General features: G+C 37.2%; 11 protein-coding genes and 1 riboswitch. Of the genes, 2 read left to right on the top strand and 9 right to left on the bottom strand.

Annotated features, from left to right (window positions below):
• Positions 1 to 55 precede the first annotated feature (55 nt).
• The 5 genes from PO903_RS15150 to PO903_RS15130 form a co-directional block, all read right to left on the bottom strand.
• Complete coding sequence (locus tag PO903_RS15150) at positions 56 to 1,519, bottom strand: NAD(P)/FAD-dependent oxidoreductase (RefSeq protein WP_273593822.1); 1,464 nt, start codon at positions 1,517 to 1,519, stop codon at positions 56 to 58.
• A 64-nt stretch (positions 1,520 to 1,583) separates the two neighbouring features.
• Positions 1,584 to 1,683: riboswitch (purine riboswitch) on the bottom strand.
• Positions 1,684 to 2,099: 416 nt separating this feature from the next.
• Complete coding sequence (locus tag PO903_RS15145) at positions 2,100 to 5,666, bottom strand: DUF5704 domain-containing protein (protein ID WP_273593821.1); 3,567 nt, start codon at positions 5,664 to 5,666, stop codon at positions 2,100 to 2,102.
• A 16-nt stretch (positions 5,667 to 5,682) separates the two neighbouring features.
• Positions 5,683 to 6,888 (bottom strand): S-layer homology domain-containing protein, encoded by a 1,206-nt coding sequence (locus tag PO903_RS15140; RefSeq protein WP_273593820.1) that lies wholly within the window; start codon positions 6,886 to 6,888, stop codon positions 5,683 to 5,685.
• Between the two features lie 386 nt (positions 6,889 to 7,274).
• Positions 7,275 to 7,883 (bottom strand): MSMEG_1061 family FMN-dependent PPOX-type flavoprotein, encoded by a 609-nt coding sequence (locus tag PO903_RS15135; protein ID WP_273593819.1) that lies wholly within the window; start codon positions 7,881 to 7,883, stop codon positions 7,275 to 7,277.
• Positions 7,884 to 8,019: 136 nt separating this feature from the next.
• The gene (locus PO903_RS15130; RefSeq protein ID WP_273593818.1) at positions 8,020 to 8,376 is read right to left on the bottom strand and encodes a hypothetical protein; all 357 of its coding nucleotides are present in this window, start codon (positions 8,374 to 8,376) and stop codon (positions 8,020 to 8,022) included.
• A gap of 324 nt (positions 8,377 to 8,700) precedes the next feature.
• Between PO903_RS15130 and ymzB the strand changes: the two genes are divergently transcribed.
• Together ymzB and PO903_RS15120 are read left to right on the top strand one after the other, a co-directional pair.
• Complete coding sequence (ymzB, locus tag PO903_RS15125; RefSeq protein ID WP_273593817.1) at positions 8,701 to 9,042, top strand: protein YmzB; 342 nt, start codon at positions 8,701 to 8,703, stop codon at positions 9,040 to 9,042.
• Positions 9,043 to 9,320: 278 nt separating this feature from the next.
• Entirely contained in the window at positions 9,321 to 10,814 is a 1,494-nt protein-coding gene (locus PO903_RS15120; RefSeq protein ID WP_273593816.1) for a glycoside hydrolase family 30 protein, read from the top strand.
• 153 nt (positions 10,815 to 10,967) lie between these two features.
• Here the strand turns inward: PO903_RS15120 and PO903_RS15115 are convergent, their stop codons facing one another.
• The 4 genes from PO903_RS15115 to PO903_RS15100 all read right to left on the bottom strand — a co-directional run bounded on the left by PO903_RS15115 (position 10,968) and on the right by PO903_RS15100 (position 14,339).
• On the bottom strand, positions 10,968 to 11,453 hold the full coding sequence (locus tag PO903_RS15115; RefSeq protein ID WP_273593815.1) for an NUDIX domain-containing protein: 486 nt from the start codon (positions 11,451 to 11,453) through the stop codon (positions 10,968 to 10,970).
• A gap of 175 nt (positions 11,454 to 11,628) precedes the next feature.
• Positions 11,629 to 12,480 (bottom strand): PPK2 family polyphosphate kinase, encoded by an 852-nt coding sequence (locus PO903_RS15110; protein WP_273593814.1) that lies wholly within the window; start codon positions 12,478 to 12,480, stop codon positions 11,629 to 11,631.
• A 109-nt stretch (positions 12,481 to 12,589) separates the two neighbouring features.
• On the bottom strand, positions 12,590 to 13,453 hold the full coding sequence (locus PO903_RS15105; protein ID WP_137222892.1) for a CHAD domain-containing protein: 864 nt from the start codon (positions 13,451 to 13,453) through the stop codon (positions 12,590 to 12,592).
• A 124-nt stretch (positions 13,454 to 13,577) separates the two neighbouring features.
• Positions 13,578 to 14,339: a class I SAM-dependent methyltransferase gene (locus tag PO903_RS15100; protein ID WP_273593813.1), complete on the bottom strand. Its 762-nt coding sequence runs from the start codon at positions 14,337 to 14,339 to the stop codon at positions 13,578 to 13,580.
• Positions 14,340 to 14,523 lie beyond the last annotated feature (184 nt).

The raw sequence follows: 14,523 nt of genomic DNA, 5'->3' as shown, positions 1-14,523 counted from the left end.
ATCCGCATCTATATATCTATAGAATAAGATGATCATACCGCCACATTTATTTTATTTATACTACAGTAGCATGTACTTTTGTGGTTGCTCCTGCTTTGCTAACCATATTACGAGCAATCCATACTCCTGCCGCCCCTGCTTGTGCTAGTCCACGGGTTACCCCTGCACCATCACCACCACAATATAGACCATCAATTTCAGTTTCTAAATGTTCATCTAACTTTGGACGAGCAGAATAGAATTTAGCTTCTACACCGTAGAATAATGTATGTTCAGAAGCAATACCCGGTGTTACACCTTCTAACGCTTCTACCATTTCGATCAAGCTTTTCATTGTGTTATAAGGTAAGACCAATCCTAGATCGCCGGGAACCGCTTCTTTAAGTGTAGGTTCAAGGAATCCCTCATTAATCCGTTCTCTAGTCGAACGACGACCACGAAGAATATCACCATACTTCTGTACAATCACTCCACCGCTCGATAGATCATTAGCACGACGGCAGATTTCACGAGCATATTCATTGGGCTTATCAAATGGCTCTGTAAATTTGTGTGATACCAGTAGAGCAAAGTTCGTATTCGCAGAACCAAGTACCGGATCTTTAAATGAATGACCATTTGCCGCCATCACACCACTATGATTCTCAACGACCACATGACCGGAAGGATTACTACAGAATGTTCTTACTCTTGTCCCAACCGAAGTATTGAAAATAAATTTACCTTCATATAAATGTTCATTGATCTGACGCATCACCACATCAGACGTTTCAACTCTCACACCTACATCCACCTGATTATTGTACATTTTTAGACGACGTTTTTTCAAAATGTCGGTTAACCATGCAGAACCATCACGTCCGGGAGCAATCATCACCATCGGTGCTTCATAGGTCTCTCCTTTTTTGGTAGTGATACCTGTGATGCGGTGTTTACCTTCGATTTTGGTCGTGATAATATCTTCTACTTCTGCTTTGAATACCATATCAATGCGTGAAGTTAAATAACTATAAATAGATTTTAAAATTTCCAAGTTCTGCTCGGTTCCCAAATGACGAACTTCGGCACGAAGCAATTTCAAACCTGAAGCATATCCACGTTGCTCAATATCACGAATAGTATCTGTTGTAGGGTCGGTAATATTACGAGTAGCTCCATGTTCTAGATTGATATCATCCACATAACGAATCAATTCCATTACTTTCGAAGGGGAAAGATAATCGGTTAACCATCCTCCAAATTCAGTAGTAATATTGAATTTACCATCGCTATATGCGCCTGCTCCACCGAAACCTGCGGTTACTGAACAAGCGGGTAGACAGCCAGCATAATCTTTTTTACCTGCGGGAGGTGGACATAATTGAATCTTCTCTTCCATAATCGGACAACTGCGACGATGAATATCATGCCCTTTATCGATCAACAATACTTTCCAATCCGGTGCTTGACGAGTCAATTCATAACATGCAAAAATCCCTGCTGGTCCTGCGCCTACAACAATACAATCATAATGGTTCATAATGTCCTCCTGAGTTGAGTAATATGGGGTCAACGCACAAAAAAATCCTGACTGTTGAATAGATATGCCAAAGCATACTATTCGTAGTCAGGAATTTATGGTCCCTTGTAGAAACCCCCAAACCTTATTTTCGGGGATATACGAATATATTAGATATCAAAATCATTAAAATGTAGGATCAACAAGTCATTGAATACCATCCAATCATTTGCGCTGTAACTTCTATTCTTAATTGTACGAGTAAGATGTATTCATACTAAGTACTAATTAAGAACATTGCGTAAAAATACCACTGTAGCGCCTATACATCTCTATTGGCTACAGTGGTATCTTACAAAAAAATAAGCGAACGGTCAAGTGTTAATTTGAATAATAGTTCGTATAAATTGATTTTATATGTTTATTATTTTTTAATAAAAGTATATTTATCGCTAATTAACGAACATTACTTATTATAAAATCTGCGATCTTTCGTCATTTTTTTTATTTTCCCTCTTTTGATTGTTGTGCTTCATTTTTCCTTTAGACTTCTGCATTTAGTTGATGGTTTATCATCTATCATTTGCTATAGATTTATATTTTAATGCGTAACTGACGATTGAAAATCATTACGACTGCCTTTATTTGTATGATAGAAAAGTACATCTCCATCGTTGAGTTGAAAATTATATCCCCAAGGATCATTAAATTGCTTTTGAAATCCTTCCAATTGCCATTGGTTCATAAGTGGTGCATGGATATATTGTAGATGAGGATGATCGGTATCTCCTTGTTGGATCGTTTCAATATCAAAGTTAACCACAATATATCCATCGGTTAAAAAGACAGACGAATGTTCATCTAATCCTTTGGCACCGTTATTTACTGGATTATTTTTGTTGGTACTATCTGTACTTTGTTCAGCAGATTGTTGTCGATTGGTATTTGTAGAACCGCTAACGTCTTGCAAAGATGTCCCTTGTTTGACTACATATACATCTGACGGCAAGCTATATTCTCCATACCACTTTTGTATAGCAGCCAAAGAACGCATTGTATTATTTCCTTGAGGTAAATGTTGTTGTGGACCGATTAATGTACGTAATGGCTGAGTCAATAATAGATGGGTAAAGTTACCGATATTGACTTTGCGCGTATGACTGGCTTTGCTGAACATTGCAATCGCTTCTTCTGGATTAGTCGGAGTAACCGATATGACGGACAAAGGTGATTGTTCATCTTGAGTCGCTACCGTTTCCCATGAGAGTCCGGTAAGATCTTGCCAGATGGACGATAATGCACGTTCCCATGCTGTATTCCAAAATGAAGTCAATGGTGTAGACGGTTGAGAATGAGCCACTTTATTTGGTGTTTTAGACGGCAGTGCTTGTTTTTGTAAAAGAAGATCATACATATACAAAGCCGTATTTTTCAATTCTTCTTCAGGTACATGACGTGTTGGATCATTCAAAATGGTATACCGTTGCACTGTATCTTGAGGCGATCCTATTTTAATCAAATTCTCTGTCGCTGTTGAATAATACACATCAACTGGAAAAGGAGTGCCACCTTGCCGTGGTACATAACGAAATGTAGGTGTAATTCGAATGCCATCTTTTGAACCGAACATATTCCCTTTTGTTTTCAAATCAAATTTAAAGTGATATCCCGTTTTGACTGCTAGATTTCTGTAAAAGGGATGACTTCCCTGACGTACTGGTATTACATAAGGCGCTGTATTTCCACGAGGCGCTCCATCAATACCATTTTCCCCCACCCAATACGATGTTCCATCAGGTACAGCTAGATTTTGCCACGGATGGAATACGATCTGCCAGTTGTAATCTGCAATATCAGTAATATGAAAATCATAGACACGACCGATCACTTCTACTGGTACACTTTCGACAGCTACATGGTTATCTAATGTTACATTGGCGTTGTGCTGTACGGTAAACGAAGATGGTGCATTTTCAGCAATCGTACGGAATAAAATATCGTATTTACCTTCATCTACCCAGACTGGCAAAAAGAATGTTGTATCCAATTGATTAACGGGTACATCTACCCATGTGTTTTTAGGAATAAATGTAGTCTGTTCTTTATTATAAGTGTCAAACGGAAATTGAACCTGCTTTGTACGTATATACTTCGCATAGTCTCGATTGCCATAACCCGGATAATTAACATGCTGTCCAACAGTAGGAATACGCACTGAAAAAGGACGATCCAAAATAAGCGCTGAACTGTACGCATCAGGTACTGTTTTCTGATTATGCTTCTGATCATCAGACACCAATGAATAATTGACTACAGGGGTATGGACAGTAACCGTATTGATGCCATTAATCGGGAATGTCTGGTTAGCTCCGCCATCAATATTTCCCGGTAAAAGATTATATTCGATCGTACCTGTACTTGGTGCATTTTTTAGATTCGTTTTGGTTTTGGGAATCATATGGTTAGCACTATAAAGCGTATCTTTGCTAATCATAGTAGGCATAGACAGTGCTTTAGGGGTTGGCCCTTTTTTGATCGTTCGTGTACTATCCATAATGATGTCATTGTTAAACTTCAGATTATCATTTTCTACTTCTACATTATCTACAGCATTTTCAGCTTTTCTTTTCATATCGCTGCTTTCATCTGGAATGCTAGGACGGCTACTTCCACTTTTCGTTAAGTTTTTGGTACCTCCATTCTGATTACCAGGATTCTTAGGAGCATAATAGGTACCTGTAGTTAAAACAGAATAAGATGGCGGTATATAGTTGTTAGGAGAAATTATAATCTTATTATCTGCAAACGCATAGTTATTCAGCGTAGCTTGCTTAATTCCGTATACTCCCAATTGATCGATTTTCCAAAATGCATACGGTCGCTGAATATCAAAAGAATAATTAACTGTTTTGGTATCTTTCTTCTCTCCATCATCCCATTTTAATTTGTACGTTCGTTTAACCGATATTCGATATGTACATTCCCCTGTATATTCTGTAAAGGTATGTTGAGAAAGATAATTCAATGCAAATACATTACCATATAGACTTTCCGAGGTCGGAATCCCTTGAGCGACATCGAACATTTCGCTTCCTCGTCGATCGGCTTTGATGATCGCGGATACCATTGGATCCATGTAATTGCCAGTTAATTGCTGACCTGCTTGAGGAATCGTACATATTGCTGAAGGACCTGTTGTCGGTGGCTCTTCGGCTGCACCTACAGTGATAGTAGCACTATCTTTGAGACTCCACGGATCTTTTGACCAATATGCTGTAATCTGCGCTGTTCCTGTAGCATGGGCAGTTACTTCTCCTGTAGCAGGATCCACACTAGCAATCGCAGGATCAGACGATTCCCATTTCGTCTGATCTCGATGTGTGACATCAATCCAATTATCTGTAAATTCTTGTTCATTGTAAGCTTTCGTACGTACTTCAGCAGTTAGTTGTTCCGTATCGTCAATTTGCAATGTTGTATCCGATTTGACTTGAATTTCTTTCTTTTCGATGACATGTCCGGTGTAGTTGATTAGTAGTGGAGTGTAATATTCTACCCACCGTTTATCAGCACCATCTTGACGTGTATCATATTTATAGGCTATTTGTGGTGTATATGGATAACCAGTTTCAGTTCTTATTAGTGCAAATATATCTCCTTTATTAAATTCTGCACTTATACCTTTATAACTATACTGACTTTTTTCACCTATACCATTGTAAGATTGGCTTTTATCAAATTCTATCTTTTCAAAAACTAGATCACTGATATATTTTTGATCATATGGCTTAAAATTTGAATCAAGCATTCTTTTAGGTGGATATTTTTCTAAAGTAATTTTGTATTTCACTTCTTTTGCTAATGGGAAAGCTTCACTTCCACGACCATGAGTACCTGTAGTGTAATTATCAGCACCTTCATTTCTTGAAGCACTCCATATTTCTGTATCACTCTGTACCCATATGACTTTTGGATTAGGGTCATTATCTCCAGTTAATGGAATAGTTAAAGTTTGAATTTTGGCTGATTTACTTGGCGATATGTTTATATCTGATGGATAATCACCGATATTTATAGCTTCACTATACATTTTGTTAGGTCCAATAAATATATTCATTAGAGAAAATAATATAAATAAAGTACATAATATTTTTATTTTTTTACTCATGGTTCTCAGCTCCATATTATTTTGTAATTCCAAAAATGGAACCATCTGAAGTACTATATGTGATAAATGGATTTTCAACTGGAATAGAATTTTTCACCCAAATGTCCATTCCCACTTCATTATTTATATATTTTTCAAATGCGCTTTGAGGATTCTCAGTGGGTAAAGTATGATAACCAAATTTTTTAGGAAGATTGTTTCTGATAGCTGAACTAACTACTAATCTACCTAAACCACTATTCATATAATGATCAAAATTAAAGTTTTTTATTGTTGGATAAATAACTTGATTTTCATAAACTCGATAATAATTTTGTTCATCGCCTCTTTTATCTTCTTTTGTTAGAAAAACATTTTGATAAATACCTTTTATATTATTCCAGTCACGGGAATCTACAATAATAAAGTAATTCATAACCAAGCTTCCAGAACCATTTTGAAATTTCGTACTTTTACTCTTAACATCTTTAAAAGAAGTTTTTCCATTTTTGAGATCAGTTAATACGTTCATATTCGTTCCTGTCGTACCTACAGCTCTTAACTCCTTCAATCCTGTAAATGAATCTGCTGATTGTTTCTGTACATTGGCTAACCGCACCAAAATAACAGCTGCTTCTGCGCGTGTAGTGGTTTGTCCGCCGCCAAAAGTTCCATCTGCATAACCAGACATTAGACCTGTTCCCATCATCAGGGATACATAAGGGTATTCGCTTTTACTCATGGTTTTTTTAAAATATTCGGCTACCGGTACGACTGTATCTACAGTATCGGTAAGGGCTTGCTTATAATCTGTACTAGCTGTTGCTAGACCAGAAGACATCCATTTTGCCATTTCTTTGCGAGTAAGGGGAGTGGTCGGCTTGAATCCATTGGGATAATCAGAAGGAGTCAAAAATCCTTTAGCTACCACTTCATTCACTTCTTTTTCACTCCAATTGCCTGCAAGGTCTGCAAAACTGCCTTTACCTTCGGCTTTCTCATTCACAGACACACGATCTAGCAAAACGGCAAACTCGGCACGTGTGACTTGGGCACCCGGCTTGAATGTACCATCTGCATATCCTTTGAAATATCCTTTAGATACAGCTTCATCGATTGCTGTTTTTGCCCAGTGAGACGAAGTAACATCTTTGAACGTAGTAGCATTGGTGGTCTGCATCAAAGGACTTAACATTACCGAAAGTGTAGCTACTGCGAATACGGAACTGATTAATTTTTTCATTTTAAAATACTCCTCTATCTTTCAAATTGTGATATGTAGTTGCTGTATTTCTATTCCAATCGTAATCTTTTCTGCTGGTAAACTAATCTAGGTATTTAAGACTAAATGGTATACCACTTGCATCATTATATGGGATAAATAGGATTCTTCCAAGTACTTATTTAGTTAGCATATATTTCTGTTAAATTCATATGTAATCACAAAAAAGCGGACTACTCCCTGAAAAGGAATAATCCGCGTGCTTCGCGAGAATATAGGTATTAAGACATAGTTTTCATTTCGGCAAGAATAACATAAAATAATAAAGCTGTAAACCCATTTCTTTTTATACAACAAAAAAGAATGGACTGCAATCACTCCATTCTTCGCTTCCATGCTTATATCATTTACAAAACAATACCGTTCATTTTCAAATGAGCAATAAACATATCTTTGGTAGACGGATGTTGTGTAGCATCTACCCATTCTTCTGGTTGCCAGGCGTTTCCTGTTTTGAGCGCTCTTGGACAATGGATAAAACATTCTTCCACTTCCACGATAATACCAAGCCCCATCGTTTTGCCTGTCCAATTCATTTGCTCTAGCAATGCACTGTCTTTGGTAATTCGGGCATGCCCATTAACACGTAACACTTCATTCATACCGGGAATCAGGAAAATCATACCTAATTTAGGATTGCCTAGTATATTTAACAACGAATCTGCACGCCGATTACCATGACGTTCCGGGAAAATAAGCCGTTGATCATCCAACACTTTCACAAACCCTTGCTCATCTCCACGTGGAGAAACATCGCATTTGCCTTCTTGATCAGAGGTAGATAAGAAAAATAGTGATGATAGTGATAAGTAGTAAGCAATATGTGGATCAATAGACGCAACCGTCTTTTTGATAATATGTTCATGAGGAACTCCAGTAAATGCTCTTAATTCTTCAATCGATGTAATATAGGTTGTAGATTGTTCTATGTTCGCTGTATCGTTAGACTTGTTCATATTACCCTCCCTTGTGCTCGGTTGGGTTTATCATAACAATCTACAACACACGTGTCCATATTCCTACACTTCAATGGCTCTTCAAAGTATATTTATCAGTAACTACACTACATCTATTAGAATCTCATTTTACCGCCTAATCTCTACGTATCCCTTTAAATGAATTAAAATATAAATTAAACGAGACAAAAGACGTATTCAAGCTATTTATATATTCTAGATTTTTATATATTTTGTCTGCAATATGGTGACATTCCTCGGTTGAACGTGCGAAATGACTTCCAAAATATTTTTGCATAATCCAATAGACTTGGTTGCCTAATTCTTCAGCGGACTTCATATAAGGAAGTATTTTGACAATATGATCGATTTCAATCGAATATTCATCAGGTAAGCACCATTCGATCAGATTCATCGGATTCCAATACATCATATGTTTCTCTACCATGGTATATATATCTTGATTAAATGCCTGACTCGGCTTATTGTTCATGATTAACCTCCTACCCGGATAGCTATCTATCCAGAGCGTGATCTCTTTCTCTAATTTACTCTGTTATCAGGTTGTTGAATCATATTTTGCAACTATATTTATAGACTGTAAAATAATTTACTTTTCTACAAAATACTGACTAAAAAAAGTATCTCTTATTCTGCTTCACCTGTAAATATGGTAAAAGTCCCACTTGATTGCCTATTCGTGCATTTCCCGAATTACATATCACCCGATTCCATAAGCATCAGAAAGGGTAAATAAAGCATTACAAGACCTAACTTGCTTTATAATACTATTTCTAATACAAAAGGATGATGAATCATGGAACACGAAAAAGACGTACAAACACTATCAGACTGGTTGAATAATCATCTTAAACGTACCATCATTATCGAAAAACATGAATTAGATGATACCGATGAAGTTCATTTCACAGTCACTGAAGTCGATATTCGCAGTGAAGATAATGCGATTGACGATTATGTAGAAAGCTCTTTGATTTTGCACGGAGAAGGTTCTACATCGAATGCAGATGGCGATAATGTTCCTCTTCCGCAAAATACGTATGAAATTGCTTTACATGATCTTCGCATTGATCATATAGATGATACCCATGTTAAATTAAATACAGAACGTGCTCAATATGCGTTAACAGCTAAATAAACATCTATACTCAACTTTATGTATATATTATTTGATCTCAAAACCTCTTTCGGCTAGATCGATATAAGATTTATTTCTTATTCGTTCTCAAGCAAAAGAGGTTTTTTGTCGTCTTCTTATCTTGTATTTGTATAGGCGATTCTATGGTTTATCTGTGTATTCCTACGATTTGGCACTTACACCCTCTAAAATAATTGTAAAAAAAAGTTTATTTTGCTAATATCAATCCCGAAGTTAGTAAACGCTTACAAAAAAATGTGAAGAGGGTGTATATGTTCATGTCTATGTTCAAAAAAAGCCTTAATCTTGTTTTGTTAAGCTCGTTGATGATTACACCATTATTATCGGTACCTGCACAGACGTATGCAGCCAATGAATCGGTAGAAGTCTGGTTAACGACTGCTGATCCCAATTCAGAACCTGCTGTCGGACTAAGCCCAGGTGCACGTCTTACAAAGAAAGCGAATATTAATTTCGCAACTACCACAGGCAATGCAGACTATACGATCAATGTAAATGAAGGCAAAACATATCAAACCATGGATGGATTCGGTGTTTCTTTAACAGATTCATCTACATGGTTAATGAATTACAAGCTTAGTAGTGGCAAACGGGCTGAAGTGATGGAACGCCTTTTCGGCAATACAGGTATAGGCATGAGTATGCTACGTCAGACGATGGGTGCTAGTGACTTTGCGTGGAGTACGTATACTTACGATGATACAGCAGGAGATACTTCTCTCAGCCAATTCTCGATTGCAAGGGATCAACCTTATATTATACCTATGACCAAAGCAGCGCTTGCCAAAAATCCAAACCTTAAAATTATCGCTTCTCCATGGAGCGCTCCAGCTTGGATGAAATATACAACCAATGACAAAAACGGTACAGGTAAATTACAAGCACAATACTACCCTACCTATGCTAATTACTTTGTGAAATTTATTCAAAGTTATCAAGCACAAGGGATTCCAATCTATGCAGTCACTCCGCAAAATGAACCATTATTTGAACCTGGACGTTATCCGGGCATGAATATGAATGAGCAAGATCAGATCGGTATGATCGGTGACTACTTAAGCCCAGCTCTTAAAAATGCAGGTCTTAACACAAAAGTAATCGCTTATGATCATAACTATGATAACTGGTCTTACCCGAATACAGTTATTGTAGGGCTTAAAAATAGTGGCAAATCCAGTGCTGTAGCTGGTAGTGCTTTCCATCATTACGGCGGCGACTACACAGCTATGACTTCGATGCATAATGCGCATCCAGATAAAGATATCTGGTTTACAGAAGGTGGATTTGGCGATTGGAATGACAAAGTGGACGGCTCCACTCAAGGATTCGATAATATGATCAATGAATTTATCGGGATTACTCGTAACTGGTCCAAATCGATTATCTTGTGGAATGCTGCTCTAGATCAAAAAGATGGCCCTAGTGTAATCGGAGATTACAATACCAACAAAGGTATGATTACGATCCAGAACTCGGATAACAGCAACAGTAATCCAGAAGATAAAGTCACCTATAACAAACAATATTACCTTTTAGGACATTTCAGTAAATTTGTCGTTACAGGAGCTACACGTATTGATACCAATTCATCTAACGATATCCAAAATGTAGCGTTCAAAAATCCAGATGGTACAAAAGTGGTTGTATTGTACAATTCTCAGACAGCAACCAAAACAGTTAAAGTGCAATGGAATGGTCAGTCTACCAACTATACCGTTCCTGGTAAATCGGTTGTTACGTTGAAATGGTAATACGTATACTCTCTGTCGCTAACATGTAAACGTAAAAAGCTCTGTTCCTCTCTTCATTCCTATGTTGCTATAGGTATGTTTAGAGGGGACAGAGTTTTTTTATGTTATGCTATTCCGTTTTGATCATCTATACCTGTAGTTATTATATTACAATTAGTTTCGAAGTATTCCCTGTTGCTGATCTTGCTGACTCAAATCTTCAAATAATGGACGTTGTGCAGGATTAATCTGCTCGATATTCATTTCTTCTATCGGATAAAATACAAATGCCACCGACTCATGATCATCATCTTCAAATAACAACGTTTTTCCATCTGAAGCGATCTTGTCTTCCAGATCAGCCACTACATCGAAAATAAACATTACAAATACCACATCATCTCCACCGGGGTAGGTATACTTTAATCGTTCTCCGCTATACACAGCATACAAGGTAGAAGAAATAACTTCTAAGCTAGTCTCTTCTTTCACTTCACGTATCATGGTTTCTTCAACCGTCTCGCCTGCATGCATACCACCACCCGGTAGACCCCAATCGTTAGAATCCGCACGCTTTTGCCATAATATGCGGTTATGCTGATCTCGAATAATCGCTCCACCGGTTACAATAATCTGACGCTCTTTATCTGAATGTTCCATACGATTCCCCTCTTTTCTTAATAAAATAGAGTTATTCTAGGTAATCAGCTATTAAAAAATGCTGGCTATATGGCTGTTAGTAAAATCCAACAGTATATAACACAGCATTCAGTTTGTATGCGTAATTTGGCTATAGATCACTGAAATAGTTCATTGAATTTATGATCAATCGTACTTATTTTTTGTCTTTCAATAATTTCTCACGTTCTGCATACATATCAGGCAAGTGATCTTGTAACTTCGGATTAGGATCAGGATAAGACAAATCCAAATCTTCCAGTGTGCGTACTACAATTTGTAAAACAGCTAGATCACGATACCAACGATTATCAGCAGAAACGATATGCCACGGATGGTCTTTGGTTGCCGCATGAGTAAACACATCTTCATAATACGCTTGATAATCATCCCAAGATTTACGTTCTAACAGATCACTTTCATCGAATTTCCAGTTCTTTTTCGGATTTTCGATACGTGCAATTAATTTCTCTAGCTGAAACTCTTTAGAAATATGCAAAAAGATTTTGACTACTTTCACGCCATTATCGTCTAACATTTCTTCAAAGTGTCGTATTTGTTTAAATCGTTGCTGTGCCTTTTTATCTGAAATTAATTTATGCACACGTGTAATCAATACATCTTCATAGTAAGAACGGTTAAAGGCTGTAATATAACCCAGTCCAGAGACTAACTTGTGAGCACGCCAGAGAAAGTCATGATCTAACTCTTCACGAGTTGGTGTCTTAAAGCTATGCGTCTGCACACCTTGTGGATGAGAGATCGAAAAGACTTTGTTAATTACGCCATCTTTCCCACTGCAATCCATGCCTTGAAAAATAAAAAGAAGCGATTTTTTCTTGCTTGAGAATAACTTGTCTTGTAACTTCTCAAATCGTTTCATCAGCTCTTTAGTTTCTTTTTCCGTATCTTCTTTGGATGTGTACTCGCCAGTGCTTTTAGGATCGATCTTCTTCAGATCAATCTTATCTCCTGTTGCCAGTACCCAGTTCAATGGTCGCTTGGACATATCTATCGCTCCTTTAATAAAAAAACGTTTCTTTATCTATATAACCGAAACTGTTCTAAAAAAAGTAATAGGTTCCAAAGGGAGTCCCTTTACTGCTTCACACTATATTTTAAAGAGCTTGTTGTTCATGTATGGCTTCATTCAATTCTTGTTGTAATTGCTTCATAAATGTATTCCATGTGTCTTCATCGACTTTTAGCTTTTTGGGATTGAAATCTTCCAATGTTTCTACCCATACTCGCTTATCATTAATATGCCCTAATTGAGTCTGGATCTTTTTGTACACTTCTTCCGAATCCCGGAACTTGGAACTGAGTGCAAATTCAGCAGCAGACGCGGTATACCGAATTTCTTTAGCAGCGATCCGCAATTGATGCAATTCATGCAGTGCTTCAACAGAATCTATACCTTCTGTTTTAGCGGTCTGGCGATACGTACGCTTTTGTTGTTCATAAGCAATCTCAAGTTCACGCATGATCCGATTCACATCTGCTTGCGCCGCTAACGTTTCCAGATGATCTTCGATCAATGTTTTCCATTTCTTTTTAAGTATTTTGCCTTGGAGCTTAGGTAATTTTTTGGCAAGCTTGGTGCGGTACTCTTTGCGTTCTTGTTTGTGGGCTTTAATAACTGCTTTGAGAAGATCAGCTTCATCTTTATGGTCATCTGCTTTGGCATCTTCTTTACGTTCTTTGAAAGCATCGATCATCACATCGGCATCTCTAACTTTACCAAGTGCTTTTTGTGATTTTTTCAACAAAGGAATCAATCCTGCTTGATCCGAAGCATCCAAAATACGTAACAAAGTCATCAACTTACGGCAATTCACACGTGCTTGATGTACATCTTCATCATCAAAATCTTTCACTGCTTTCTGACCATAACTCAAAAATTTATCATAATGCTCTTGTAAGACCGTCTGCCATTGCGTCGTTTTACTTTTAGCTAAGCCTGTCGTTTGAATAGTGGTCATCGATATTCCTCCAGTTGGATGAATCGTTATTATCAAAGGTTTGTATACTATTTAACACATTCTAACCTTATTGAGTCATATCAAGACGATACTCTTTCATTATAACGAATTGGCGTTCACTAAGCTATTTAGCCTGTGCATGGATCACAAAGCGATGTTGCTTCACTTCAAAGTAGCCTTGCTTTTGAATTAATAAATGAATGGCGTATAGGTCATCCATATGTTCTTCGATCTGAAAGTTCGGAATCTGCCATGGAATCGCTTTGAGATAATATAACAAAGCTCCAATATCGTAAAATCGTTCAGTTGGAAATTCTTCTTTTTGGTACACTATTTCAAAGTCATTCTTTTCAAGTTGCGCGACTGCTGTTGCTAGATTCCAATCTATAAATTCTTGGTTAAGAGGCTTATGTAAATGTTGGTTAATCTGCTGGTCATTCAGTCCACCTACTTGCTGAGTCATCAACCATCCATCTTTTTGTAACAAACGTCTTACTTCACTTGGACTATACGCTTCATGCTGATTGGTGATGAGATTAAACTGTTGATCGGCAAATGGTAAATAATCATCGGTATCAATTTGCACAACCTGTACACCTAATGGTTCTAACCGTTCCTTAGCAATCGGTACATTAGGAGCATAAGCTTCTGTTGCATAGATAGATGGTGGAAACGGTTGCAAGCTTGATAAAAATTCTCCGCCACCTGTTCCCATATCTAACATTGATTGAGATTGTCTGATATGTGGTACGATCATCTGTTCAAAATTCCATGATAACGGTTGTACTTTCATTCTTCCACTATCTGTAACCCATGAGAAATCCCATCCACTAAATTCCTGCTCTGCATCTTTGACATATTTCCAAAACGTTGGGTCTTGTATCATTTTGTATGACTCCTTTTTATTGGTAATATATACAGTATAGTTGATAACTAGCTAAGAAAGGAAGATTGGATGAGTATGTATTATAGAAAAGAACATTCATATGCTTAGTGTGCTTCGCTCAAATGCTGTTATAAATTATTTAAATGAATAGGACAATATCGTAGAGATGCAGAATATTTTGAAC

Source organism: Paenibacillus sp. PK4536 (genome assembly GCF_028594455.2).
GTDB classification, from domain to species: Bacteria; Bacillota; Bacilli; order Paenibacillales; family Paenibacillaceae; genus Saccharibacillus; species Saccharibacillus nuruki.
Note: the sequence above shows the minus strand (reverse complement) of the source record. Positions and strands in the feature narration are given on the sequence as shown.

What these genes read in the sequence shown, in the direction of transcription:
- PO903_RS15150 (WP_273593822.1), bottom strand. Translation starts at nt 1,519, where the DNA reads ATGAACCATTATGATTGTATTGTTGTAGGCGCAGGACCAGCAGGGATT.
- PO903_RS15145 (WP_273593821.1), bottom strand. Translation starts at nt 5,666, where the DNA reads ATGAGTAAAAAAATAAAAATATTATGTACTTTATTTATATTATTTTCT.
- PO903_RS15140 (WP_273593820.1), bottom strand. Translation starts at nt 6,888, where the DNA reads ATGAAAAAATTAATCAGTTCCGTATTCGCAGTAGCTACACTTTCGGTA.
- PO903_RS15135 (WP_273593819.1), bottom strand. Translation starts at nt 7,883, where the DNA reads ATGAACAAGTCTAACGATACAGCGAACATAGAACAATCTACAACCTAT.
- PO903_RS15130 (WP_273593818.1), bottom strand. Translation starts at nt 8,376, where the DNA reads ATGAACAATAAGCCGAGTCAGGCATTTAATCAAGATATATATACCATG.
- ymzB (WP_273593817.1), top strand. Translation starts at nt 8,701, where the DNA reads ATGGAACACGAAAAAGACGTACAAACACTATCAGACTGGTTGAATAAT.
- PO903_RS15120 (WP_273593816.1), top strand. Translation starts at nt 9,321, where the DNA reads ATGTCTATGTTCAAAAAAAGCCTTAATCTTGTTTTGTTAAGCTCGTTG.
- PO903_RS15115 (WP_273593815.1), bottom strand. Translation starts at nt 11,453, where the DNA reads ATGGAACATTCAGATAAAGAGCGTCAGATTATTGTAACCGGTGGAGCG.
- PO903_RS15110 (WP_273593814.1), bottom strand. Translation starts at nt 12,480, where the DNA reads ATGTCCAAGCGACCATTGAACTGGGTACTGGCAACAGGAGATAAGATT.
- PO903_RS15105 (WP_137222892.1), bottom strand. Translation starts at nt 13,453, where the DNA reads ATGACCACTATTCAAACGACAGGCTTAGCTAAAAGTAAAACGACGCAA.
- PO903_RS15100 (WP_273593813.1), bottom strand. Translation starts at nt 14,339, where the DNA reads ATGATACAAGACCCAACGTTTTGGAAATATGTCAAAGATGCAGAGCAG.